The sequence below is a fragment of the Nitrobacter vulgaris genome, from assembly GCF_002028545.1.
Lineage (GTDB): Bacteria > Pseudomonadota > Alphaproteobacteria > Rhizobiales > Xanthobacteraceae > Nitrobacter > Nitrobacter vulgaris.
Genome location: NZ_MWPQ01000055.1, coordinates 130999 through 156278, shown reverse-complemented (window position 1 = coordinate 156278; position 25280 = coordinate 130999). Strand labels below are relative to the sequence as shown.

21 protein-coding genes are annotated in these 25280 nt (G+C 57.8%); 17 read left to right on the top strand and 4 right to left on the bottom strand.

Annotation, left to right across the window (positions count from 1 at the left end):
- Positions 1-65: 65 nt before the first annotated feature.
- From B2M20_RS16500 to B2M20_RS16485, 4 genes are all read left to right on the top strand, one after another.
- Positions 66-698 carry a response regulator transcription factor gene (locus B2M20_RS16500; protein WP_079448111.1) on the top strand — a complete coding sequence of 211 codons (633 nt, stop codon included), beginning with the start codon at positions 66-68 and terminating at the stop codon, positions 696-698.
- 89 nt (positions 699-787) lie between these two features.
- Positions 788-1195, top strand: a complete 408-nt coding sequence (locus B2M20_RS16495) for a response regulator (RefSeq protein WP_079448110.1) — start codon at positions 788-790, stop codon at positions 1193-1195.
- Between the two features lie 348 nt (positions 1196-1543).
- Positions 1544-3271, top strand: coding sequence for a SulP family inorganic anion transporter (locus B2M20_RS16490; RefSeq protein ID WP_079448109.1), 1728 nt, complete (start codon positions 1544-1546; stop codon positions 3269-3271).
- A 309-nt stretch (positions 3272-3580) separates the two neighbouring features.
- Entirely contained in the window at positions 3581-4042 is a 462-nt protein-coding gene (locus B2M20_RS16485) for a DUF1134 domain-containing protein (protein WP_079448143.1), read from the top strand.
- Positions 4043-4056: 14 nt separating this feature from the next.
- Here B2M20_RS16485 and ppk2 read toward each other — a convergent pair whose 3' ends face one another.
- The gene (gene ppk2 / locus B2M20_RS16480; protein ID WP_079448108.1) at positions 4057-4857 is read right to left on the bottom strand and encodes a polyphosphate kinase 2; all 801 of its coding nucleotides are present in this window, start codon (positions 4855-4857) and stop codon (positions 4057-4059) included.
- Between the two features lie 42 nt (positions 4858-4899).
- Entirely contained in the window at positions 4900-5355 is a 456-nt protein-coding gene (locus B2M20_RS16475; protein ID WP_079448107.1) for a hypothetical protein, read from the bottom strand.
- 513 nt (positions 5356-5868) lie between these two features.
- Here B2M20_RS16475 and B2M20_RS16470 point away from each other — a divergent pair.
- From B2M20_RS16470 to B2M20_RS19640, 9 genes are all read left to right on the top strand, one after another.
- Positions 5869-7758, top strand: coding sequence for a sensor histidine kinase (locus tag B2M20_RS16470; RefSeq protein WP_244553565.1), 1890 nt, complete (start codon positions 5869-5871; stop codon positions 7756-7758).
- A 119-nt stretch (positions 7759-7877) separates the two neighbouring features.
- The gene (locus B2M20_RS16465; protein ID WP_079448105.1) at positions 7878-9437 is read left to right on the top strand and encodes a DUF3300 domain-containing protein; all 1560 of its coding nucleotides are present in this window, start codon (positions 7878-7880) and stop codon (positions 9435-9437) included.
- Positions 9434-10360, top strand: a complete 927-nt coding sequence (locus B2M20_RS16460) for a DUF2950 domain-containing protein (RefSeq protein WP_079448104.1) — start codon at positions 9434-9436, stop codon at positions 10358-10360. The genes B2M20_RS16465 and B2M20_RS16460 overlap by 4 nt, the downstream gene beginning before the upstream one ends.
- Positions 10361-10436: 76 nt before the next feature.
- Positions 10437-10700: a hypothetical protein gene (locus tag B2M20_RS16455; protein ID WP_079448103.1), complete on the top strand. Its 264-nt coding sequence runs from the start codon at positions 10437-10439 to the stop codon at positions 10698-10700.
- 32 nt (positions 10701-10732) lie between these two features.
- Entirely contained in the window at positions 10733-11317 is a 585-nt protein-coding gene (locus B2M20_RS20615) for a TonB-dependent receptor domain-containing protein (protein WP_274533975.1), read from the top strand.
- 10 nt (positions 11318-11327) lie between these two features.
- On the top strand, positions 11328-11918 hold the full coding sequence (locus tag B2M20_RS20610) for a TonB-dependent siderophore receptor (RefSeq protein WP_274533974.1): 591 nt from the start codon (positions 11328-11330) through the stop codon (positions 11916-11918).
- 12 nt (positions 11919-11930) lie between these two features.
- Complete coding sequence (locus B2M20_RS16445) at positions 11931-13085, top strand: PepSY-associated TM helix domain-containing protein (RefSeq protein WP_079448102.1); 1155 nt, start codon at positions 11931-11933, stop codon at positions 13083-13085.
- Positions 13086-13427: 342 nt separating this feature from the next.
- Positions 13428-15050, top strand: a complete 1623-nt coding sequence (locus tag B2M20_RS16435; protein ID WP_079448101.1) for an ABC-F family ATP-binding cassette domain-containing protein — start codon at positions 13428-13430, stop codon at positions 15048-15050.
- A gap of 437 nt (positions 15051-15487) precedes the next feature.
- Positions 15488-15742: a hypothetical protein gene (locus B2M20_RS19640; protein WP_158081554.1), complete on the top strand. Its 255-nt coding sequence runs from the start codon at positions 15488-15490 to the stop codon at positions 15740-15742.
- A gap of 55 nt (positions 15743-15797) precedes the next feature.
- Here the strand turns inward: B2M20_RS19640 and B2M20_RS16425 are convergent, their stop codons facing one another.
- Positions 15798-17168, bottom strand: a complete 1371-nt coding sequence (locus B2M20_RS16425) for a sensor histidine kinase (RefSeq protein ID WP_079448099.1) — start codon at positions 17166-17168, stop codon at positions 15798-15800.
- 162 nt (positions 17169-17330) lie between these two features.
- Positions 17331-18005: a response regulator gene (locus B2M20_RS16420; protein ID WP_079448098.1), complete on the bottom strand. Its 675-nt coding sequence runs from the start codon at positions 18003-18005 to the stop codon at positions 17331-17333.
- A gap of 301 nt (positions 18006-18306) precedes the next feature.
- On the opposite strand from B2M20_RS16420, the gene B2M20_RS16415 reads away from it, so the two are divergent.
- From B2M20_RS16415 to B2M20_RS16400, 4 genes are all read left to right on the top strand, one after another.
- Entirely contained in the window at positions 18307-19563 is a 1257-nt protein-coding gene (locus B2M20_RS16415; protein WP_079448097.1) for an efflux RND transporter periplasmic adaptor subunit, read from the top strand.
- 18 nt (positions 19564-19581) lie between these two features.
- Positions 19582-22734 carry an efflux RND transporter permease subunit gene (locus B2M20_RS16410; RefSeq protein ID WP_079448096.1) on the top strand — a complete coding sequence of 1051 codons (3153 nt, stop codon included), beginning with the start codon at positions 19582-19584 and terminating at the stop codon, positions 22732-22734.
- 13 nt (positions 22735-22747) lie between these two features.
- Positions 22748-24328: an efflux transporter outer membrane subunit gene (locus tag B2M20_RS16405; protein ID WP_338013180.1), complete on the top strand. Its 1581-nt coding sequence runs from the start codon at positions 22748-22750 to the stop codon at positions 24326-24328.
- A gap of 311 nt (positions 24329-24639) precedes the next feature.
- Complete coding sequence (locus tag B2M20_RS16400) at positions 24640-25242, top strand: L,D-transpeptidase (RefSeq protein ID WP_079448094.1); 603 nt, start codon at positions 24640-24642, stop codon at positions 25240-25242.
- Positions 25243-25280: the final 38 nt, after the last annotated feature.

Here is a 25280-nt window from a genome sequence, read left to right as displayed (position 1 = left end):
GCCGCAAATGCCCTGGGTGATTCTGGAAGCCCGATATCGGCCAGGGTGGCGGCTGGGAGGCGGACTTGTCTAGCCTTGTTTACATTGTGGACGACGATGCTTCGTTTCGTACAGCAGTCGAACGCCGCCTGAAGCTTGCTGGCTATGAAGTTGAGAAGCATTCGTCGGCTCAGACACTGCTGGATCGTCTGCAGGGCTCTGAAGGACCTGGTTGCGTCTTGCTCGACGTTCGAATGCCCGGACTGAACGGGCTGGAATTGCAAAGCCGCCTCATCGAGCTTCATTCGATGTTGCCTGTCATCTTCGTCACCGGCTATGCGGACATTCCGACGACCGTACGAGCGATCAGGGCAGGTGCCGAAGATCTCCTGATCAAGCCGGTATCATCAGAGCAGCTGATAGGGGCGATCGAGCGCGCCTTGGCGCGCCATGAGTCGGTCCGCAGCCAACGAAGCAAGCTTGATGCGAGTCTCGCACTTCTTGCGAGATTGACGCCCCGCGAACGACAGGTCTTCGATTTGATCGTGCGCGGAAAGATCAACAAGCAAGTTGCCAGAGAACTTGGAACAACTGAACGCACCGTGAAAGCGCATCGCCATGAAGTGATGGAAAAGATGCGAGTGCACTCGCTCGCAGAACTGGTTTTGATCGCGGAGCGGCTTGGGTTGATCGATCCGAACGAAAATTCAGGCAGATAGCCTTTGTTCGCAGAAAACATTTACGTCGCGTACCATGTACGAAAGGACAATATAAATATTAGCAGACAAGGCATCTGAATGAACGCGCGATGGGCCTTCATCAGGTTTCTGGGAGGCCGATGATACCGAAATCCAAGTCAATTCTTGTCGTCGACGATAATCCGTCAATGCTCAAAGGCATGAAGCGGTTGTTGAGAGAGCATGGTTTTAACGTAACACTGTTCGGATCCGGCGCTGCGCTGCTGCGTCATGCGGATTTCGACGACGCCTTTTGCGTGATCCTTGACATCGATCTGTACAAAGAATCAGGCATAGACTTGCGTCGCCAACTCGCCGGCAGAGGTGTCGAGCTGCCAGTGATCTTCATTACCGGAAACGACAGTGACGCAAAACGCTCAGCCGCAATCGAATCGGGATGTATCGCGTACCCAACCAAGCCATTTTCGGCAAGATCGCTAACCGAGCCGGTCGAAAAAGTGCGAGAAGCGTCATTCTAGCGCGATCGGTTGTTGGCGTCCTGCTCGAATGCCTGCTCGCCGCGCCCTTATCGATGGAAGCGAAACGATCGAGTGGCAGCGACGTCGTAATTCCAGCCACAGCTCCTTCCAGGAGCCATTTCCTTGATCATCGCGGGTATTCAGGAAATTCGTCGAGAGCTTGATCCAGATCAATCCGCGTCGGGCTCGACGCGCCGCCTATGCCGTCAGGATCTGCTGCAACTCGTGTAGGGCGGCCGTGGACGTCTGTGCAACGAAGGGCGTACCCAATCTCGTTCCTGGTCTCCCGGCGGGTGCCTTGCTGATCGTCTTGTTTCGCTGCGAGATACATCCCAACAAGGAACACCTATGACGTTGCGCGCGTTTCAGCGAGCGGGTTGGATAGGGGTTTTCCCGCCGTTGACGTGGCTTGCCGAATACAGATTGTCCTGGTTGCGTTATGATGCCATCGCCGGAGTGACCCTCGCCGCCTACGCGATCCCGGTGTCACTGGCCTATGCGGGCCTTGCCGGGTTGCCGCCGCAGGTGGGCATCTATGGCTATCTGCTTGGCGGTTTAGGTTATGCTCTCATGGGGTCATCCCGCCAGCTTGCTGTCGGCCCGACCTCCGCAATCTCGCTCATGATCGCCAGCAGTGTCGGGGCCCTGGCAGGGGGAGACGCGATGCGTTTCGCTCAGATCGCGAGTCTTGCGGCATTCGCTGTGGCGTTGCTTTGCCTGATTGCCTGGCTTTTCAAGCTGAGCGTTCTTGTGCGGCTGGTTAGCGACAGCATTCTTGTCGGCTTCAAGGCGGGGGCGGGGCTTACAATTATAATGAGTCAGTTACCGAACCTGTTCGGCGTAGCTGGTGGCGGGCACAACTTCGTTGACCGTGCAATTCGGCTTGCAGGTCAGATCGGCAACATCAATCCACTTGTATTGGCAATAGGAATTGCGGCGGTCGTGCTCCTGCTCCTTGGCGAGCGATTCCTGACGGGCAGGCCCGTCGGACTCATGGTGTTGGCATTGTCGATTCTTATGGCAACTTTGTTAGGGCTTCCGGCAATGGGTGTCCCTGTCACCGGGAAGATACCGCCCGGATTGCCTGCCTTCGAGGTGCCAACTTTCGGAATGCTGGATTTCCAGGACTTATTTCCAATAGCAGCCGGGTGTCTGCTGCTGGCCTATATAGAAGGCGTTTCGGCGGCGCGGAGTTTTGCGGCGAAGCATGGATATAGTATTGACGTCCGACAAGAATTTCTGGGATTTGGGGCTGCCAACCTCGCAGTTGCATTCGGTCACGGCTATCCCGTCGCAGGCGGATTATCGCAGTCCGCCGTCAATGACACGGCTGGTGCGCGAACGCCCCTGGCATTGTTATTTTGCTCGCTAACCCTCGCGCTCTGCCTGCTTTTCTTTACGGAGTTGCTGACCAACCTTCCGCGGGCAGTATTGGCTGGAGTTGTCATTACTGCAGTTTACAGACTGGTCGACGTCCGCGCGCTGCTTCGCATGTGGGAAGTGAGTCGTATCGACTTTTATGCCGCGGCCATTGCCCTCGTATCCGTGTTGCTGCTTGGGATTCTCCAAGGTGTCCTGCTTGCAGCTCTCGCATCCATCCTCCTGCTGCTTATCCGGGCGTCACGGCCCAACATAGCGTTTCTCGGACGGCTTCCTGAATCGGGCCGCTATTCCGACAGCATCAGGCATGAGGGCGTGACGCCGCTGGTTGGCGTTGTTGCGTTCCGCCCTGAAGCCTCGTTGCTCTACATCAATGCCGAGACGATTCTGGAGGCCGTTTTGGAAAAACTGCGAATGGTCTCTGACGTCAGGCTGGTTGCCTGCGATCTATCCGCATCTCCCTACATCGATCTGGCGGGTGCGCGGATGTTACTTGATCTTTATGATGAGCTGGCGTCGCGTCAAATAACGTTCTGCATTGTCGGCGCTCACGCGCAGTTGCGTGAGTTGCTGCGAGCAGAAGGGTTGGCGGAGAAGACGGACAGTAGCGAATGGCTCCGTACGCTCGACAGCGTGTTGAGCGAGGACAATGTTAGCGAACGATCCGGTCTCCGGGACGAACGGCCGCCTGGATAGTAAGCTCTCCCGAGTTTGACGGTGATCGAACCCGATGACTCCAGCACCGGGTGACTCCTGCAGCCAAGGATCTCCGGCTGGATGTGTCTGACACCAAGTTGCATGATGCAGTTTGGCATTTGCCGCAGCTTGGCCAGTCGTGTCACGAGATTAAGATATTGACTTGGATCAAGGTGGCGGAAGGCAAAAAGTAAAATCTCCAACGACACCAGCCCGCACAAAATGTGTCGATCAATTTTCTCCCGGTTTGGTTCGAAGCTGCTGGTTCATCAGAGTGTGAGTCATCAGAGGGAAAAGGAAAAAGATATCATGAAGAAATTTAGCGTGAGCTCTGCCTTGTTAGTCTTCCTCGTGGGAGCGGCTGCCATCAGTACGCCCGCTCGCGCTGAAACAGGGCGCGTCGCGGTGATCTTCACCAAAGGCGGGTTTGTTGTAGGAGTCGGTGGCGGCGAGGGCGTACTGACGCTCCGGGGCACTCACTATCCATTCACTGTCTCGGGCATGAGTGTCGGCTTCACGATCGGAGCCTCGACGACCAAGCTTGTTGGACGAGCCCTTAATCTAAAAGGGCCGGCTTCGATCGAAGGCAGGTACACCGCTGTCGGAGCCGGCGGCGCTGTCGTGGCTGGAGCCGGCGGAGTTCAACTGCAAAACGCCAACGGCGTGATCTTGCAACTGAGTGGCCCGAGGGTAGGCGCCGAAATGTCGGTCGCTGTCGGTGGGGTATCGATAAGCTTGAAACAGATGCGAACCAGTCGGACCACGCAGTAGGCGACCTGGTCCACTCAGTAACGTTCAGCCACGAACGTCATCCCACGCAGGCCCGCCTGGTCGTCAAAGCGCTCCTTCGCGGAGCGCTTTGGCAGCTTGACCTTGTTTTTATGTATCCGTTTATACGGAATCAACTCCAGCAGATGCGCGATGCAGTTCAGTCGAGCTCGACGCTTGTCGTCGGAGCGAACGATGTACCATGGCGATTGCTTCGTGCTGGTTGCCTTCAGCATCAGGTCCCGAGCTTCTGAGTAGTCGTACCATCGTTGGTAAGATGCAGTATCCATCGGACTCAACTTCCACTGCCGCAGCGGATCGTCGATTCTCGCCTTGAAGCGACGCTCCTGCTCGTCCATCCCGACCTCAAGCCAGAGTTTGATCAGGATGATGCCCCCTTCGATGATATATTTCTCCATCTGGGGGCAGAGAGAAAGGAATCGTTTGTGCTCGGCGGGCGTACAAAAGCCCATCACATATTCCACGCCGGCGCGATTGTACCAACTCCGGTCGAAGATCACAATTTCACCTGCAGCCGGAAAATTCTGCATGTAACGTTGAAGAAATAATTGCGTCTTCTCCCGGTCGGACGGAGCTGGCAAGGCGGCAACGCGAAACACGCGCGGACTGACCTTCTCCGTAATCGCCTTGATCGTGCCGCCCTTCCCGGCGGCATCCCGGCCCTCGAACAGGACGATGACTCGAATCTTGTTCGCCTTCACCCATTCCTGAAGATAGCAAAGCTCGACCTGGAGCTTTTCCAGCTCTTTCTCATAGACCTTGCGCTTCATCCGTGGCGTGTCCGCGTCGGCTGACATGTCTACCTTCCGCTGCTTCAGACCAGACTCCACCAACCGTTCCTAATCTCCCCAGGAGATAGTGACGGCGATGTCGCCAGGGACACCTCCGGGGTAATCAATAATCTGGTAACTGATGCGATAACCCCGCGGTTTCAGATAGTCGCGCCAGAGCTCGAATATTTCTTTCGGAATCCCCGTCAGTGTGTTCTCCCAGCCGGCCTCCTGCTGATTGATGGCTCGGCCTTTATCCGTGCATAGCGAGTTGGGGAACCGATACACCTGCACTTCGGTTAGCCCGTTTCGGACTGCTCGCTGGATGACGGTCGAGGCGAGCTGGATTTTTTCCTCCTCGGACTTGCCGGATGAACGACTGAGCCGCTCGATCAGTGCATGTTTCTCGGCTTGGGCGGCCGCTGCCAGGCGGGCATATTGATCCGCCTTTTCGGCTTCCTTGAGGGCCGCTTCTTTCCGGATCTGTTGCGCGCTCGGGATGAGGTCATCAATGCTGCCTGGCATGACGAGAAACTCCTGACGAATGTATTGTCATGACGAGGCTAGGTCGGGTCGACGTCGTTACCTTGATTCAAATCAACAAATTCGCATCCATGGTTACCGGGCACGCTAAAGTCTGAGGCCAAAGTCGGGGAGAGGAGAGTTGAACGAGGCGATACATTCCATGGCGCCGCACCATGTGCTTTTCTATCTTGCCACCGCGAGCGCAACCGGTGTTTGTTAGCGGTGATGGGCAATTGTATCAGGCAAAGAATGAGCCGGCCGTCACCGTAGCGTTCGCTGCAAAGCTACTCTGCAACAATGGCAATGTCCCTGGACCGTTGCGGTCAGTGCTACAGGCGCATATTATGATGCCACTTGCGTAAAGGTCGTGGAAGCCCACGGTCGGGTCGCGACGCTTGGTTGACGGTCTCGTCCGGCTCGGCTGAGACCGTTGAAGGTCGTGCGCCCGCACTGAAACGTGCTGCAAGACAGTCGTTCGGGCCGCCGGGTACGAGGATGAATGGACGCGCCCCGATGGCAGCGACTAACCCATCCTGGCTGGGTCTTGTTACCCGTCTATGTGTCTGTCTGCTGGTTTGGACGATCATCCCGTCCGAGTTTGCGCGCAGCGGTCAGACTCGCGAGATCAAACGGGTATTGATCCTGCATTCCTTTGGACGAGATTTCAGACCATGGGGGACGTATGCAAAAGCCATTCGGGAGAATTTGGAGCAGTTGTCGCCGTGGCAGATTGATATTCAGGACCACTCGATGGTTTCCGCACGCTCTGGCGATGAAAATCCTGGGCCACCGTTTATTGCCTACCTGAATGCGCTCTATTCCGAACGCCCTCCGGATATTGTCATTGCCATCGGCGCTCCTGCCTCGAATTTTGTTCAGCAACACCGCCGACATTTGTTCACTCAAATTCCCCTGATACTGACAGCGGTCGAGCAGCGTCGTATCCAGTTCTCGGATTTGCCGGATAGTGACACCGTCATTGCTGTTTCTCACGATTTTCGCCTTTCTTTCGAGACGATCCTTCGTGTTCTTCCCGGCACGGAGCGAATTGTCGTTTTGAACGGAACGTCGCCCAACGAGAAATTCTGGCTCGGCGAACTCCGCAAGGACGCTGCATCTGTCCAGAAGAAGGTTGAGTTCATCCGGCCCAATGATATTTCGTTCCAGGATTTTCTGAAGAAAAGCGAAACGTTGCCGCCGAAAACAGCTATTTTCTGGCATCTGATGAACGTCGACGCAATTGGAGTCTCCTACGAGGGGAATACCGCGCTTCAGCAACTTCACGCAGTGTCCAATGCTCCGCTTTTTTCTTACGACGATGGCTTTTTTGGCAATGAGACTGTCGGCGGGCCGATGTATTCCGTTCTCGAAATTAGCAGGCTCACAGCCGCTGTGGCGATCCGTATTCTGAACGGAGAAAAACCTCGCGATATAAGGCTGGTTGCGATCAAATATTCCAATCCGAAGTTCGATTGGCGCGAAATGCAGCGCTGGGATATCAGCGAGAGAAACCTGCCTCCAGGAAGCGAAGTCTTGTTTCGCGAGCCCCGCATATGGGAGGTCAATCATTGGCAGTTGTTGTTGATTGCGACCGTAATCCTGATTCAGGGAGCGTTGATCAGCGGACTGCTGCATGAGCGTCGTCGCCGCCGTCTTGCCGAAGTCGAATCGCGCCAACGCTTGACTGATCTTGCCCATATCAACCGCAGTTCGACTGTCGGAGAACTGACGATTTCTATCGCGCATGAGTTGAACCAGCCGCTTGGTTCGATTCTCACCAACACCGAGACAGCCGAGCTCATGCTGAAGAGTCCCTCACCGAATCTCGATGAGGTGAAGGAAATTCTTGCTGACATCAGGCGTGACGATCAGCGCGCCAGCGAGGTGATACGTCGGCTACGCAGCGTGCTGAAGAAAACACCATTTGAGATTACCTGTATCGACTTGAACGAGACGGTACGGCAAGTGATGGGGTTTATCGCGACCGTCGGCAGCGAGCGGAATATCGCATTGAAATGTAGTACGGAATCGATCGACCTGAAGATCATGGGAGACGTTGTTCACTTACAACAAGTCTTTCTGAACTTGATGATCAACGCGATGGATGCAATATCCGAAGCGGAGGCAATAGAGCGAGAAGTCAGCGTAACCACAAGGCGCTCGGGCGCCTGGGCGGAAGTCAGTATCAGCGACACCGGCCCCGGTATCGCGATCGCCGATCTTGCGAAGGTTTTCGATCCGTTTTTCACGACGAAACCGCAGGGCATGGGTATGGGACTTGCAATCGTCCGTTCCATTGTCGAAGCGCACCACGGACAGATTTCTGCGGCAAATCAGTCACCCGGCGGTGCACTTTTCACGCTCAGGCTTCCGATTCTTCGGGATCAAGCTACTTCGGTCTGAGACTTGCAGTCAGACCCTCGCCCCGCAGAAGAACGGTGCCGTTCGTTTCGTTGATCTTTATCAAAGAACGAGCTCGGCTTTGCTCCATTTTTGTAGCGATGAACCCGAGGAGAGGTGTGATGTTTCGCTGCGGCAAGGCCCTGATCGCGCTCGCATTGCTAATGGCGGATCCTATCGCCATCGTGGCACAAACGGCCGATAATCCGCCGGATCCAAACGGTACGCCACAGCAAGCCACCAAATCTGTGCCCGATGCAGAGCTGTTGAAACCCGAGCAACTCGAGGCGCTGACTGCCCCGATTGCGCTCTATCCCGATGAACTGCTGGCGAATGTACTGGCGGCATCAACCTATCCGCTGGAGGTCGTGCAGGCCGATCGCTGGCTCAAGGAACGCAAAACCCTGAAAGGTGATGCGTTGAAGAAGGAGGTTGAAAAGCAATCGTGGGACAACAGCGTCAAAGCGCTTTCAAGCACTCCAGATGTCATTTCAATGATGAGCGACAAGATCGACTGGACCAAGAGTCTCGGCGATGCCATTCTCGCGCAGCAAGCCGATGTCATGGATGCAATCCAGCGCCTTCGTTCCAAAGCCTACGACAACAAGAAGCTGGTTACCACCAAGCAGCAAAAGGTGAGCGTTCAAGCGCAGGAAAGCAAGCAGGCGATTGTCATCGAGTCGACCAGCCCCGATACGATGTACGTGCCGTACTACGATCCCGCCGCGGTTTACGGAACCTGGCCCTATGCAGCGTATCCACCCTATTACTTCGGGTATCCGTCCTACATCGGTGCGGGAGTGATCGCGACGGGGCTCGCGTTCGGTGCGGGCTGGGCTATCGGACGCTGGGGTAACTACTGGGGTGGCGGATTCAATTGGGGTAACCGCAATCTCTACGTCAACCACTACAATCGGATAAATAACGTTGGAAACAGCTGGCAGCACAATTCGGCGCATCGTCAGGGTGTGCGGTACAATAACGCGAATGTTCAGCAGCGCTTCGGCAACAACAATCTGAGGGCCGGCGCATCGAACCGCATGGATTTTCGGGGCCGCGGTGGGCAGCAGGTGCTTCGTCCAGGGCAGGATCGACCTGGCGGCGGAGATCGCGCAGGCGACCGTGCGGCCTCACGCGACCGGCCGGGCGGCGATCGTGGAAATCGACCGGGCACAGCCGATCGCGCCAGGGGCGGTGGCGACCGTGCCAAAGCAGGTAACAGGGCTGCTAACCGTGCTGGCGGCGCGGCGCGCGGTGGCGGCAATCGTGGCGGTGCCATGAACATATCGTCGGGCAGGGCTGCTTCCGCGGCTTCGGCTCGCGGTCATGCAAGCCTGGGCGGGCGAGGAGGAGGTGCTGCCAGCTTCGCCGGACGTGGCGGCGGCGGCTTCCGTGGCGGCGGTGGACGGCGGTCCGATGTCCAACTGAAACACCACCTCGTACTGCTGGGTTATCTTACCAACGGCCTTGGTTACTACCGCTTCAGCTATCTCGGTAGCAGCAAGTCATATGTTGGTGTGATCGCGCAGGAAGTGCAGAATCTGATGCCGCAAGCCGTGACCCGTGGTAGCGACGGTTACCTCAGAGTCTACTATGAGAAGCTTGGATTGAAGCTGCGAACCTACAGCGACTGGCTTGCTGGAGGCGCAAAAATTCCTGCGCTGCGGGAGGTGTCGCCATGATCGCATCAATGTGGATGTCCCGCGCCGCTTCGACCGGCGCGATAGCAATCGTTGTCGCGCTGTCGATCGGCGTGAGTCAGGCTCAGCAGGCTTTTTCTTCGCCGGAAGATGCGGCGGCGGGATTGGCGGCGGCGGTCAAGACCGGCACGACAAGCGCCATTCTGAAAGTCCTTGGCAGTCGTGCCGAAGACGTGGTCGAATCCGGTGATAGCGTTGCTGACAAAGAGACTCGTGAGCGTTTTCTTTCCGCTTACGATGCCAAGCACTCGATCAAGGCTGAGGGAAACAAGAAAGCCACGCTCATTTTGGGCGCCGATGAATTTCCGTTCCCAATTCCACTTGTCAACAGCAAGAGCGGCTGGGAATTCGACACCTCCGCTGGACGTCTTGAGATTCTTTATCGCCGCATTGGGCGCAATGAGTTGGATGCGATTCAGGCCTCTCTCGCCTTTGTGGATGCCCAGAACGAATATGCCGAGAAGGATCGTACAGGCGAAGGTGCTGGCGTTTACGCGCAACGCATTGTCAGTACCCCGGGCAAGAAGGATGGCCTTTTCTGGCGCGACGATGGCGATCCAAGCCCGCTTGGTGAGTTGGCGGCGCGAGCATCATCAGAGGGCTATAAGGTTGATGGGCAAGGCGCCCCGTATCACGGTTACGTCTTTCGAATATTGAGGGGGCAGGGGCCAGATGCACCGGGAGGCGCACTTGACTACGTCGTCAAGCGCAAGATGATCGGTGGTTTCGCGCTGATTGCCTATCCTGCCGAATACGGAAACTCTGGTGTCATGACCTTCATGGTCAATCATGCCGGCACTGTCTATCAAAAGGATCTTGGTAAAAACACGGAAGTACTCGCCAGTCGCATCAGTTTGTTCGATCCCGATCAGACCTGGAAGAGGGTGGATTCGGCGAAGCCTTGAAGGTGGGTAACAACGATACCCAGCGCAACACAGGCCTTGGCGGTCTTGGCAATTGGTGCCGCTTCATTCCAGCGGCATGAATCTCGGCAATGAGTTTGATTGCCGGTTCGATGCTGCCGCTTCCATCGGGCTCCTTAAAAGTTGGTCCCCTGCCGCTTTCCTGCCGCGCAAAGTCGAGCGGATACTGGATAATCCTGTGACGAAGATCGAGGGCGCTGGATCACGATGCGATTGCAGGAGACGCCCCGGAATTGATGTTGAGATTGAAAATCCAACAACAGCCAATTTGAGACAGGCTCTGATCGATGAAGTCACGAATGTCTCCATCTTTAAAATTTGATCAGAAAATAGACCTCGACTCGCAGCGAAGGAATGCTGAGCGATCGACTTGTCGCGCGCACCTATAACTACGTCTTAGCTAGTACGAGCAATTACACACTCGACAACCAGTTGCAGGCGGATTTCAGAACCGGCGACCTGGTACACAAGGTTCTGGCCGGGTTCGACGACTTCAATCTGTCGGCAAACACCGACTACCGTAGCGCTGGGATCGCGCCGATCGACGCCTATGCCCCGGTCTATGGTGCGGCAGTTCCGTCGTTTGCCTCACTATCGCCATTCATCCTGCGCTCGGACAGCCAGAGTCAGGCCGGTCTCTATTTGCAGGACCAGATCAAGTGGGATCGCTGGACCCTCGCGCTCAGCGGTCGTCAGGACTGGGTTAGTACCGGCTTCACCAGCAAAGCGTTCTTTCCGCCGGCGGGTACCTATACGTCTTTCAATTCCGCGCAGACCGGCCGCGTCGGCCTGAACTATCTGTTCGATTTCGGGCTGGCCCCCTACGTCAGCTATTCGACCTCGTTCACGCCGAACCTCGGCGCGGATCGCTTCGGCAATGTATTCAGGCCAACCACGGGCGAGGGGCAAAGAGATCGGCGTCAAGTTCAAGCCGAATGATATGAACCTCATGCTGACAGCTGCCCTGTTCGATATCAACGAGAACAACATCCTCACCGGCGACCCGGTCAATCCCTTTTTCAGCATCCAGACCGATGCGGCGCGGGTGCGCGGGTTCGAGTTCGAGGCGCGGGGCAACGTAACCCGGGAGTTTGAGGTGATCGCGGGGTACAGCCACATCGATCCTCGGGTGACCAAAAGCCTTGCGGGCAATACCGGCAAGTACTTGCAGGGCACGGCGCTCGATCAGGCATCGCTCTGGGCCAAATACACTTGGTACAACGGGCCGCTGGCCGGATTTGGCGTCGGCGCGGGTGTGCGCTATGTTGGCGACAGCTATGGCGATGCCAGGAACACCTTCGTCATTCCGCCCTACACCCTGTTCGATGCAACCGTGAGCTACGATCTCGCTTATCTGCGACCGGATATGAGGGGCTGGAAAATGCAGGTCAACGCAACCAATCTCGCGGATCGTTTCTATGTCCAGTCCTGCCTGACTGGATTGGCATACTGCGCGATGGGCACGAGCCGCACCGTGCTTGGCACCCTGAGGTATAGCTGGAATGCGGATGACCCGCATCCCGCGCTGATCTCGAAGTGAGTGAGCTAAAGGATGACACCAAAAGCGTTGCGCAAATGGAGCTGGACCCACAAGTGGTCCAGCATCATCTGCACCTTGTTCATGCTGATGCTGTGCATCACCGGCCTGCCGTTGATCTTCCACGAACAGATTGACGAGCTGCTGCACGGCCAGGTCGAGGCGGCCGTCGTCCCCCAAGGCACGCCGCCGGCGAGTCTCGATCGCGTGGTGGCGAGCGCCGTGGCGGCGATGCCCGGGCAGGTGCCGCATTTCCTGATCTGGGATCACGACGACCCGAACGCGATGCTGGTCAGTGTCGGCAAGAGCATCGATGCCGATCCGGCCGACAACCGCATCGTCCGGGTCGATGCCCACACCGGCGCCTATCTCGACGCGCCTGACGTCACCGGGCGCTTTACGTTCATCATGCTCAAGCTGCACACCGATATGTTCGCCGGCCTGCCCGGGAAGCTGTTTCTCGGGCTAATGGGCATTCTGTTCTGCGTTGCAATCATATCAGGTGTCGTCGTCTACGCGCCGTCGATGCGCAAGCAGAGCTTCGGGGTCTATCGTTCTGAGCGTCCGCGCGTGGTGCGCTGGCTCGATCTGCATAACCTCGCCGGCATCCTGCTGGTGATGTGGACGCTGGTTGTGGGATTCACCGGCGTCATCAACACCTGGGCCGACCTCGTGCTCAAGATGTGGCAGTACGGCCAGCTCGCCGAGATGACGGCACAATATAGCGACCGCACTTTGCCCGCGCACCCGACCCCGGTTCAGGCGGCGACGGATGTGGCTGCGAAGGCCGTGCCCGGCATGACGCCGTCGTTCATCGCGTTTCCCGGCACGATTTTCTCAAGCAAGAGCCACTATACGGTCTTCATGCGCGGCGATACGCCGCTGACCTCACGGCTGCTTAAGCCGGCGCTGATCGATGCAGAGACCGGCAAGCTCACCGACAGCCGCGATATGCCCTGGTACGTCACTGCACTGTTCATCTCGCAGCCGCTGCATTTCGGCGACTATGGCGGGATGCCGCTAAAGATCATCTGGGCGCTGCTGGATGTCATGACCATTATCGTCCTCGGAACGGGCGTCTATCTCTGGATGAGGCGGCGCAAGCCTGGCGAGAGCAGCGTGCGCGAACCCGCAGGCGCCGCCTTCAAGCGGCCGATGCTGTCGCCATGATGCCAGCACGTACCCGACATCGGACCCTTCGCGAGATTTTTGCATGGCCGGCCATCATTGCTGTCCTGAGTACGGTTGGATTGATGTCAGCGTTACTCGGCGATGGCATCTGGGACGGCGTTTCGTGGATCGTTCTGGCCGTTCCTGTGGCGTTGTATTGCGGCTTCTTCCAGCGCGGAACGTAAACGGTCGCGCGGCGTGTGTAATAGGAGGACGGCCCAGGCGCATCTTCGGCCGGCCGCGCTTGGCGCTCGGCTTCACGCCTCGACTGCGGCCGGGCTTCCACTTACTGCCCACATGGACTAAGAGACCGCGATACTTCTTTCGCGCAAAAAAGATCGCATGATCCGTCTCGACAACGTCAGCAAGCAAGCTGGCCACCAGATCCTTTTCATCGAAGCCTCGGCGGCGCTCAACAAGGGCGAGAAAATCGGCCTCGTCGGTCCGAACGGGGCCGGTAAGACCACGCTGTTCCGGATGATCACAGGCCAGGAACTGCCCGACGAAGGGCAGGTCTCGATCGATCGCGGCATCAGCATCGGTTATTTCAGCCAGGATGTCGGCGAAATGTCCGGCCGCAGTGCCGTAACGGAGGTGATGGATGGAGCGGGACCCGTCAGCGTGGTCGCCGCCGAACTCCGCAAACTCGAGGCCGCGATGGCCGCCCCGGATAGCGCCGACGAGATGGAGACGATCATTGCGCGCTATGGAGAGGTGCAGCATCGTTTCGAGGAGCTCGACGGCTATGCACTTGATGGCCGAGCGCGCGAGGCGCTCTCAGGCCTGGGGTTTAGCCAGGAGATGATGGAGGGCGATGTCGGCGCGCTCTCTGGAGGCTGGAAAATGCGCGTGGCGCTGGCGCGTATCCTTCTGATGCGCCCCGATGTCATGCTGCTGGACGAGCCGAGCAACCATCTCGATCTCGAAAGCCTGATCTGGCTCGAACGCTTCCTCCGAGATTATGAAGGCACGCTGTTGATGACTTCGCACGATCGCGAGTTTCTCAACCGCGTGATCGCCAAGGTCGTCGAGATCGACTCTGGTTCGCTGACGACTTATTCCGGCAACTACGAGTTCTATGAGCAGCAGCGTGCACTGAACCAGAAGCAGCAGCAGGCTCAGTTCGAGCGCCAGCAGGCCATGCTCGCCAAGGAGATTAAGTTCATCGAGCGCTTTAAGGCGCGTGCCTCGCACGCTGCGCAGGTCCAAAGCCGGGTGAAGAAGCTCGACAAGATCGAGCGGGTGGAGCCGCCCCGGCGCCGTCAGACGATCGCATTCGATTTTCCGCCAGCGCCGCGCTCCGGCGAGGATGTTGTCGCCTTGAAGAATATCCACAAGGGGTATGGTGGCAAGCGGATCTATGGCGGGTTCGATTTCATGATCCGCCGGCGCGAGCGCTGGTGCGTGATGGGCGTCAACGGAGCCGGCAAGTCGACGCTGCTCAAGTTGGTAGCCGGCGCGAGCGAGCCCGACGCCGGCACGGTAGCCGTGGGGGGAAGCGTCAAGATGGGCTATTTTGCCCAGCACGCCATGGATCTGCTCAATGGCGACCGCACGGTATTCCAGTCACTGGAAGATGCGTTTCCGACTGCGGGGCAGGGTAGCCTGCGCGCACTCGCCGGATGCTTCGGCTTTTCCGGCGACGACGTTGAGAAACGGTGCCGGGTTTTGTCGGGCGGAGAGAAAGCACGGCTGGGGATGGCGAAGATGCTGTTCGATCCGCCGAATTTTCTGGTTCTAGATGAGCCGACCAACCATCTCGATCTTGCGACCAAGGAGATGCTGATCTCAGCACTGTCGGATTTCGAGGGCACTATGCTGTTCGTCTCGCACGACCGACATTTCCTCAGCGTCCTCTCCAATCGCGTGCTGGAACTGACGCCCGATGGCATCCACCAGTATGGCGGTGGCTACACCGAGTACGTCGCACGCACGGGCCAGGAAGCGCCGGGGCTGCGCAGCTAAACGCGGCGGCCCGTTTCTTGACGCGAACCTGCCGCTCAACAGCATGGTGCCCCGGACTCTCCTTCATCCAACACCGAAAAGTGCTTTGCAGCGGCCTACATTTCCTGCGGCGTCGGGCAAGTGCCGGACGGTCGCGATCCGACAAAAGGCCACGCGGCTTGGTTTCTTCACCCTGGAGCGGAGAGACACGCTTCATTCTCGGGCTTGCTTTTGCCTAACGGTAGCCTCGACCCCGGCACGGCCAGTCTCGACCATGCACACGGCCAAGACCCAAATCATTCGCCAGCCACACGGGAATCGTTGTCTCCTGAGCCCCATATCGCATGACCGGCACGACCGGTCCGCCACACGGATCTACTCGATCGTCCTCGGGTCGATAGCGATATCGCGGAACGATATAGGAGTCCCAATAGGGTTGCGGAGTTGGAGGCGTGACGATGATAACCCGCCTGGGCTTCGCATCGGCTGCGGTAATGAATGCCCCCGAGCAACACAGCAACAAAGCCGATACGAGAGCGAACGCGACGGTCAGTATCTTCATCCTCGATCTCCTTGCCGAGCACTGCCTCCAATCCGGCGAGCATATGCCTATGGTATCATTTGGCAATGATAGCAGTACCGGCGCCGGCGGCGAAAACCGGAATTTTGACACCCCAGTCGCGGGTTTCGGGAAATTTGTCATTGGACAATAGCTACGGGAGCGCAGCCATGACTTTTGAAAAGGCAATCGAGGGTCGCATAGTGCCGTCACAGCGTCCTTCCATCCGGCCGGAAGTGCATCGTGAATTTGGCGCCACCGCCGGGCGCGTCCTCGACAGAGACACTCCCCTGGTGCGCTTTTACAATTTTTTCGACGATCGATAGTCCCAGACCCGCGCCTCCGGCAGTGCGCGGGGATCGCCGCCAGAATCGCTGGAAAATCGATTCGCGGTCCGCCAACGGCACGCCATCGCCATTGTCGATCACGCTGATCGAGCCATCCGCGGTAACGATGATCTCGATGATCGTACCCTGGGGAGTGTGATGAAGAGCGTTCTCAACGAGATTTCGTGTTGCGCGCCGGATCATCTCCGCGTTTCCTTTGACGAGAACGGGCTCATCGGCGCACATCAATTCAATGCTCTTTCCTTGCTTCAGAGCCAATGGCGCGATGAATTCCGCAACTTCGACGCAAACCTCGTGAATATCCGCGACCGCATCCGGATCGACCACGGCTGTCTCGAGCTCCGTCGCGTCGAGCAACTGGCCAACAACACGGCTCATGTTGTCAACGTCCCGTCCTAAGGCATGGCTTGCCTCTCCATGCGGTAGGGTCTCGATCCTCGTGCGAAGGATGGCAAGTGGCGTTCGTATCTCATGTGCTGCATTGGCGGCAAACTCGCGCTGAGCGAGGAAGCCATGCTCAAGCCGATCGAGGGCCTGATTGACGGCTTCCACGAGCGGCAGAATTTCGGGAGGCATGTCGTCGGTCGGTAAACGGACGTCAAGACGTGTGGGACTGATATGCCTCGCTCGGCTGGACGCGCGATGTAGCGGTCTAATCGCCAGACGGAAGATGATGATGTCAGCAGCAAGCAGGAGAAGAAGAACTGGAACGATGATCCAGACAACCTGCCGGAGGAAGTTGACCAGGATATCGTCGACGACCACGTCGCTATGCGACAGCTCTTCTGCAACTTGTATCCAGACGGGATGGTCGCCAATATCCTTGCGCGCGCTGGCACCGGCGATCGTTTTGGCTTCGCCCCGGGTCAAGGCGTTGTGCGGAATAATGCCGTTCGCGTTCAAATCGATGGTAAACAACGGATTCTTGCTGGGACTCGATGAGAAGATCACCGAACCCGTATCGTCAATGATTGCATATTTGTAGCGGCCATAGGTTTCCGAATACTGATCGCGTGCGCCATCAGGCAGGCTAAGCGACCATCCTCCCGCCGACGAAGGCTTTAGATTTCGGGCAAACATCTCGATTTGGGCCGTCATCTTGTTCAGCTGGAATTTGGCGACGTCCGTTGCCAGCGACCAGTGCAAGATGGACCGCAATACAAGCGCCGCAATGATGATCGCGACAACATGAAGGACGACAATGCGGGACAGAATTGATCTTCGCCGCGGCATCTAGGTCCCGATTCCGAAGTTCGCATACCCTTGCAGCAACCTTTGATGCGAACTTCGGAATCAAAGGGACACTAGCAACCTTATAATTCTAGTGTGGTTTAGGCTCAGAAGTTCGCCTGGCAGACTCGTTGGACGCTGAAAGCGAACTTCTGAACCACCACACTAGTCGCTCTCCATCATCACATAGCCGACGCCGCGAATGGTGCTGATCTTGACCTTTGCACCAATGTCCAGGAGCTGTTTGCGCAGACGATGGACATAAACCTCGACGGCATTGGAGGCGACATCTCCGGTCAGGCCGAAGATCTGATCTTCGAGAAGCTTCTTGGAAACGACGTTGCCCTTGCGGCGCAAAAGCAACTCAAGCACCGCGATCTCTCGGGCGGATAGGCTCTGAGGCTTCATGTCGACAAAAGCTTGCCGGCCTTCGCTGTCGAAGGTCACGTTAGCAAGCCGCAATGAGCTGCCGAGCAACTGCCCCGGCCGCCTGAGCAGCGCTTCGAGCCGCGCTACCAGCTCGTCAAAGGAAAAAGGTTTGACAAGATAGTCGTCTGCTCCGCTTCGGAGCCCGCTGACTCGATCCTCCACGCCCCCACGTGCCGTGAGTATAAGGACAGGGATCGGATCCTTGCGGCGCCGCAGTTCACGCAGGATCGAAAGTCCATCGCCATCGGGCAGGCCGAGATCCAGGATCAATGCCGCGTAACGATTGGTTTCCAGTGCGCTGGAGGCATCGGCGACATTGGTGAGAAGATCGACCCCGTACCCGGCCGCTTGCATTCCCTTCGCCAGAAGGTCGGCCAGTTCTTCGCTGTCCTCGACGACCAAGATTCTCATGGGCGCGAACGCTCCCTTCCCCCTTCTGCGGCCGTGACTTGCAGGGGGCGAGCGGGTACTGGTGTCTTTCCGGCCGCGCCGAAGCCCGACTGTAAGCTCTGTGTAAGCGTCATCATATTGCCGTTGTAAGGCTGCCGTAAGATGTTAAATCTATATTATATACGGTCGCGTGATGAGGATTCATCGCCCTCATCGGCGACAAGCGCTGGGACAGGCAAGGCCTTGAGCCAGCATAAAAATCATTGGTTTTTGAGGGGACAGGCTTGCCTCACCAATCGGCGGGGCAAGGGGATACGGGATCATGCGTAATCTGACGTCACTCTGGCGTGCGATGACAATCCCTCGGATTGTCATCGGTCTCACGATCGCATTGGCCCTTGTCGGGACGGCTGCAACCGTCCTGAGAGTCGATCGCGGCAGCGCCGCCCGCAATTCAGTGCTGGACAGCGAAATCAAAGGGTCTGACGGAAAGCTGCGTTTGACGGCATCGCAATGGGACACCGTGTCGGTGCAGCCGGTCGAGGAACACGTGTTCCGTTCCGAATTCCGTACCGAGGGGAAGATCGCGCTCGATCAGAACCTGTCGACCCGCATCTTCGCACCCTATGCGGGCCGGGTGACAGAATTGATGGTCGCGTCCGGCGATCACGTCGAGAAAGGCCAGCTTCTTTTTGTGATCGCGGCGGCCGATTCCGTGGATGCCCAGAAAGATTTCGTCGTCGCCCTGACCACCCGGAACAAGGCGGTTTCCCAGGTCAACCTCGCGCAGATCGTCGAGCGAAGAATGTCGAGCCTGGCGAAGGATAGGGCCGCGTCGCAGAGAGAATGGCAGGAAGCTCAGGCCAATCTCACTTCTTCGGAGAACGATTCCCGATCAGCAGAAGTTGCGCTTGAGGCCGCGCGCAACCGGTTGCGGCTCGTTGGGAAAACCGACGCGGAGATTGAAGCGTTCGAGAAGACGGGCGCGCTCACGCCCGACGCTCCCGTCTACGCGCCGCTGGCCGGAACCGTTCTGCAACGCAAGGTCGGGATGGGACAGTATGTCAATGCCGGGGCAAGCGAGAGCGATCCGGTGTTCCTGATCGGAGACACGTCGAAAGTCTGGATCGTGGCCTATGTTCGCGAGACCGATGTTGCCAAGGTGCAGATCGGCGAACGCCTGATGTTCAAGGTCCTGACGCAGCCCGACCGTATGTTTGAGACCCGGATCGACTACGTCGCACCGGGAATCGACCCGGACAATAGGCGGCTTCTGGTCCGCGCCACCGTCGATAACGCGGACGGACTGCTCAAACCCGAGATGTTTGCGAGCGTTACGATCGTTGACAGCGACGGAGAGCTAATGCCGGCGGTGCCTCTTGAGTCAGTGATCTATGAAGGAAGCAATGCGCATGTCTGGGTCGTTGGTGACGATCAAGGCGTCGAATTGCGTCAGATCAAGTTAGGTCAATCAAGCGCTCGGCTGATCCAGGTGCTGGATGGGCTCCGTCCGGGCGAAAAAATCGTCACCCGCGGCAGTCTGTTCATCGACCGGATGGCAGTCGCCAAACAGACCTGACGAACACGGTAGCTCGTCATGATCAATCCGATCATCGCGTTTGCATTGAAGCAGCGCGTTCTGATCCTGGTCCTCTTCATTATGACCCTGGCCGGTGGGATCGCCGCGTTCAGGGTCCTGAATATCGAAGCCTATCCCGATCCCGTTCCGCCTATGGTGGACGTCATCACTCAGAGCGCCGGACTTTCGGCCGAAGAGATCGAACGTTACATCACGATTCCGATCGAGACGCAGCTGTCCGGCGTGCCGAACCTCCGGGTAATGAGAACCATTTCTCTTTACGGACTGTCGGACGTCAAACTGCAGTTCACCTATGCCTATACCTACGATGAGGCGCTCCAGCAGGTTCTCAACCGTTTGGCGCAGCTCAACGGATTGCCGGATGGCGCTCAGCCCACCATCAGTCCCGTCAGTCCCGTCGGCGAAATTTATCGTTACAGACTAGTCGGCCCGCCCGGCTATAGCGTGCTCGATCTGAAGACTCTTCAGGATTGGGTTCTGCAACGCCGCTTTCGCGCCGTGCCCGGGATCGTGGACGTCATTGGCTGGGGTGGGAAAACCAAGACATTTGAACTGCAGGTCGACCTCGATAAGCTCGTCGCCTACAGGCTGACCCTGCCGCAATTGCTGCAGACGCTGCGCGGAAGCAACCTGAATGTCGGCGGAAATATCGTCAATCTGGGCACGCAGTCGGCAGTCGTGCGGGGTGTCGGGCTGATACGGTCGAGCGATGACATCAACAATACCATGTTGACGCAAGCCGAAGGCAATCCTGTTCTGGTTCGAGACGTTGCGACGGTTATCATCGGGCATCAGCCCCGCCTCGGCATTGCCGGCCAGGACAACGACGACGATATCGTCGAAGGCATCGTCCTGATGCGCCGCGGCCAGCAGAGCACTCCGACCATCGAGCGGTTGAAGGCCGAAGTCGAGCGTATCAATATTTCCGGGATTTTGCCGCCCGGCGTACGAATTGAGCGCATTTATGATCGTCAGGATCTGATCGACACCACGACGCACACTGTCTTGCACAACATGACAGTCGGCATTCTGCTGATCTTTGTATTGCAGTGGGTGTTTCTCGGGAATCTTCGCAGCGCGTTGATCGTGGGCGCGACGATTCCCTTCGCGTTGTGCTTCGCCATCGGGATCATGATTCTGCGCGGCGAATCCGCCAACCTGCTATCGGTCGGTGCAATCGATTTCGGTTTGATCGTCGATGCCACTGTAATCATGGTCGAACGAATATTCCGGGAACTTGGGCATAGCGGCGAAAAGACTTTGCCTGAGGACGACAACGCGTCCGGATTGCGCGGAAAGCTTCTCGCGATTTATATTGCGGGCATCAGCGTCAACCGCTCAATCCTGTTTGCGACCGGCATTATCATTGCGGGGTTCATTCCGCTTTTCACCATGAGCGGCGTTGAAGGGCACATCTTTGGCCCCATGGCCAAGACTTACGCCTACGCCATTGCGGGAGGCCTGCTCGCAACCTTTACGGTGACACCGGCGCTCAGCGCACTTCTGCTGCCGGAGCATGTTCGGGAGACGGAAACATGGCTGGTGCGCACCCTTCACCGCTTCTACAGTCCGGCTTTGCGAGTCACTGTCGCGAACAGAAGGTTGACGGTCGCCGTGACGTTGGCGGTGTTCATCCTGGCGGGGATCGCGATACGATTTCTGGGGTTGGAATTTCTTCCCAAGCTGGAGGAGGGCAATCTGTGGATACGCGCCACCATGCCGGCAACGATTTCCCTTCAGGAGGGGAACGGCTATGCCAACCGGATGCGCAAGCTGATCCGCAGCTTTCCCGAGGTAGAGACAGTCGTGACGCAGCATGGCCGTCCCGACGACGGCACGGACGCCGCCGGTTTTTTCAATGTCGAGTTCTTCACTCCGCTAAAGCCGATCAGTCAGTGGCGCCATGGCGTGGATAAGGAAAAGCTGACCGAAGAAATCCAGGGACGGCTTAAGATAGAATTTCCGGGAGTCGAGTTCAATTTCTCGCAGTATCTGCAGGACAATGTGGCCGAGCAGGTATCGGGTGTTAAGGGCGAGAACTCGATCAAAATGTTCGGCAATGATTTGCAGGAGCTGACGGACACAGCCGACAAGATCAAGGCCGTGCTCGAGAAGGTTCCGGGTGTGACAGACCTTGGCGTTTTCACGTCGCTTGGCCAGCCGACGATACAGATCGATATCGATCGTGAGCGTGCCGCACGCTATGGACTCTCGCCGGGTGATATCAATTCGATGATCCGGACGGCTGTCGGCGGAGAGTCAGCGGGCGACGTTTACGAGCACGGAAGTGATCGCCATTTTCCGATCGTCGTGCGGCTGGCTCCCGAGTATCGTCAGAGCGCGGAAGCTATCAGCAAGCTGACGATCGGCGTATCAGGGGCTAAAGGAATAACGCAGATCCCGTTGGGCGAGGTCGCGCACATCCGACTCGTCACCGGAGCTTCATATATTTACCGGGAACAACAGCAGCGTTACCTGCCGATTAAGTTCAGTGTTCGTGATCGCGATCTCGGTAGCACCATCAAGGAAGCCGAACAGCGAATTGCGCAGGACGTGCAATTGCCTGCCGGAAACCAGCTTCAATGGGTCGGCGAATTCCGCAATCTGCAGGAAGCGATCGCGCGTCTGGAGATTGTCGTGCCGCTCAGCCTTGCCGTTATTGGGCTGCTGCTATGGATCAATTTCACATCTATACGGGACACGTTGCTGGCGTTGAGCGTCATTCCGATGGCGGTGATCGGTGGTGTCTTTGCGTTGTTCGCGACGGGCATTCCTTTCAGCGTCTCGGCCGCCATCGGCTTTATCGCGCTGTTCGGCATCTCGGTGATGAACGGGATTCTGATCCTGTCGCAATACAATCAGCTCATCGAGTCGGGCCTGCAGCGGATCGATGCGATCATAAGAGCCGGAGAGGCTCAAATGCGCCCTGTCCTGATGACGTGCGTCATTGCGGGAATCGGCTTGTTGCCCGCCGCCATGTCGACCGGAATCGGATCGCAGGTGCAGAAGCCGCTGGCTGTCGTCGTGGTCGGTGGAATGATGGTGGCTCCACTTGTGATCCTCGTCGCGCTGCCAGCTCTCATCGCGCTGTTTTCCCAACGAAAAACGGTGGCGGCTGCTCCCGAATCGGCGTTCGATCCGGCAGAATAGAAAGTCGGTTCGTGTGAAACCGTGGTTGAAGGGGCATCTCGTGCGGTCAAGCCAACAGAATGGATCGGTGGTTCATTCACCGAAAACAGGATGGGGGTTGGCGTTTTCCCGTGTGCGATGTTGCATCGTGGCGTTTTTGACTGCCGCGTCGCCTGCGCTTTCAGGCTGTGCGGTTGGACCTGACTACAAACCTCAGGCGCCTCCGGAAACTTCCAGGTACTTGTCCGATCCCGCCGGAGATCGTGTGCCTGGACATCCGATCGTGCGCACCGCAGAGGTTCCTCCCCAATGGTGGGAGTTGTTTCGTTCGCCTGCGCTGAACCAACTGGTGGAGGATGGTATCACGCACAATGCGGACCTCGCCGCTGCGGAGGCTGCGGTCAGGATGGCGGAAGCCAACGCGCTCGCCCAGCGCGGTTTGCTGTTTCCCAATGTGACGGGAGGCTTCAATTCGTCGCGCCAGCAGGTGCCGGTCGATCTGCAGTCTCCCCTTGAGTCCAACGCCCACCTTTTGAGTCTGCACACTGGCCAAGTGACCGTGTCGTACCTTGCCGATGTGTGGGGGGGGACGCGGCGTTTGGTCGAGTCCACGGATTCGCAGGCCGAGATGCGCGCATTCCAGCGCGAAGGAGTCTACCTGACATTGGCCAGCAACATCGCACTTGCGGCGATCGAGGAAGGCCGGGTACGGGGACAGATCGCGGCGACCCGTCGCGTCCTTGGTTTGCAGACCGAGGTTTTGAAGTTGCTGCGACGGCAACAGGAGCAGGGGCAGATTGCCCAGACTGATGTCGCGGCGCAAGAGACCTCGGTTGCGCAGACCCGGCTGTTGTTGCCGAATCTCGAGAAACAGCTCGCGCAACAGCGTCATTTGTTGTCATTCCTGACCGGTCGTTTGGCGAGTGACGCTCCAAAGGAAACATTCGATCTCGGGTCATTTCGAATGCCCCGCCGTCTGCCACTCAGTCTTCCGGCCGATCTCGTAAGACAGCGCCCTGATATTCAGGCTGCCGAAGCGAACCTTCATTCGACCAATGCAATGGTCGGAGTGGCGATCGCCAATCGCCTTCCGCAGATAACCTTGATGGCAAGTGGCGGTGCCGCGGCTGCCAAATTTTCGCAATTGGCCACTCCAGGAGCGGCCCTCGGGATGATCGCTGGCAATGCTGCGCAGACCATTTTTGACGCAGGGACGTTGGCAAACAAGCAGCGTGCGGCGGAAGAGGAAACGAATCAGTCACTCGCTCAATATCGCAGCGTTGTTCTCGCGGCTTTTCAGAACGTTGCGGATGTCTTGCGAGCCCTTCAGGCGGGCACGCGTGCGATCAGTGCGGCGACGGACGCGGAACGATCGGCGACAGAGAGCATCACGTTAGTGCGTAAACAGGTCGATCAAGGGCAAATCAGCGTGCCGCTCCTACTAGCCACGCAGCAGGCGTATCTGCAGACCTCCCTCGCGCGTCTCGATGCGCAGGCCGCGCAACTGGCAAATACGGTCGCGCTGTTTCAGGCGCTTGGCGGTGGGTGGTGGAACCGAGACGGTCATAAGCAGGCAGACCTGGGTCATGGACCTGTAAAACGGGATTCCGTTTGAAGTCATTGTAGGGGGCTATACGCTCGTAAACGCCCTACCATCCCGTGCGGACACGATTTTATCCGGACGAAGCCGCACGTCCTGCGCATACCAAGCGGGCAGTTTGCCGCGCCTTGTCGATTCGAATCTGACTGGGTCCGAGGTGGTTCGAAAATTGAAGCCGATGCCGGGGCGTTTCCTGTAAAATCTTACGCTTTCCGGTGGGGCGCCGCGCGATCGCTTGCCATCGCGCCGCCGCTCGGATTTTATGCCATATGTGATTGACGGGAACGCAGGCGGAAATTATTGCCGTGCAATAAAGGAGACAAGCGATGACCGCGTTTCGGCACCTGACCCTGGCGGTTGCTGCTATGGGCAGCCTGATGCTCTCGGCCACGCTCGGTTTTGCGCAGCAGGTTACGCAGCAGGTCGACGGCGATCAGCCCGGTCTCGTTGCCGATGATTCGTTCCAACTCGACCCGGAATTTCGCAAGCAGGTGGTGCTCTATCGCACGACCGAGCCGCCTGGCACCATCATTATCCAGACCGCAGAGCGTCACCTTTATCTCATTCAGGGCAACGGCCGCGCGATTCGCTACGGCATCGGCGTTGGCCGCGCGGGTTTTCAGTGGCAGGGGATTCTCAATATTTCGCGAAAGGCGGAATGGCCGGATTGGACCCCGCCTCCGGAAATGATCGCGCGCCAGCCTTACCTGCCGCGCTTCATGGCGGGCGGCCCCGGCAATCCGCTCGGAGCACGCGCGATGTATCTCGGCACGACAGTATATCGCATCCATGGTACCAACCGGCCCGATACCATCGGAACTGCGATTTCCTCGGGCTGCTTCCGTCTGGTCAACGCCGACGTTGTCGATCTCTATGGTCGCATTCCGGTCGGCACGCGTGTGATCGTGCGGCAGAAACCCAGTCTCTAATCATCATTACGTTATTTGCGCCGATACTTTTCGATATT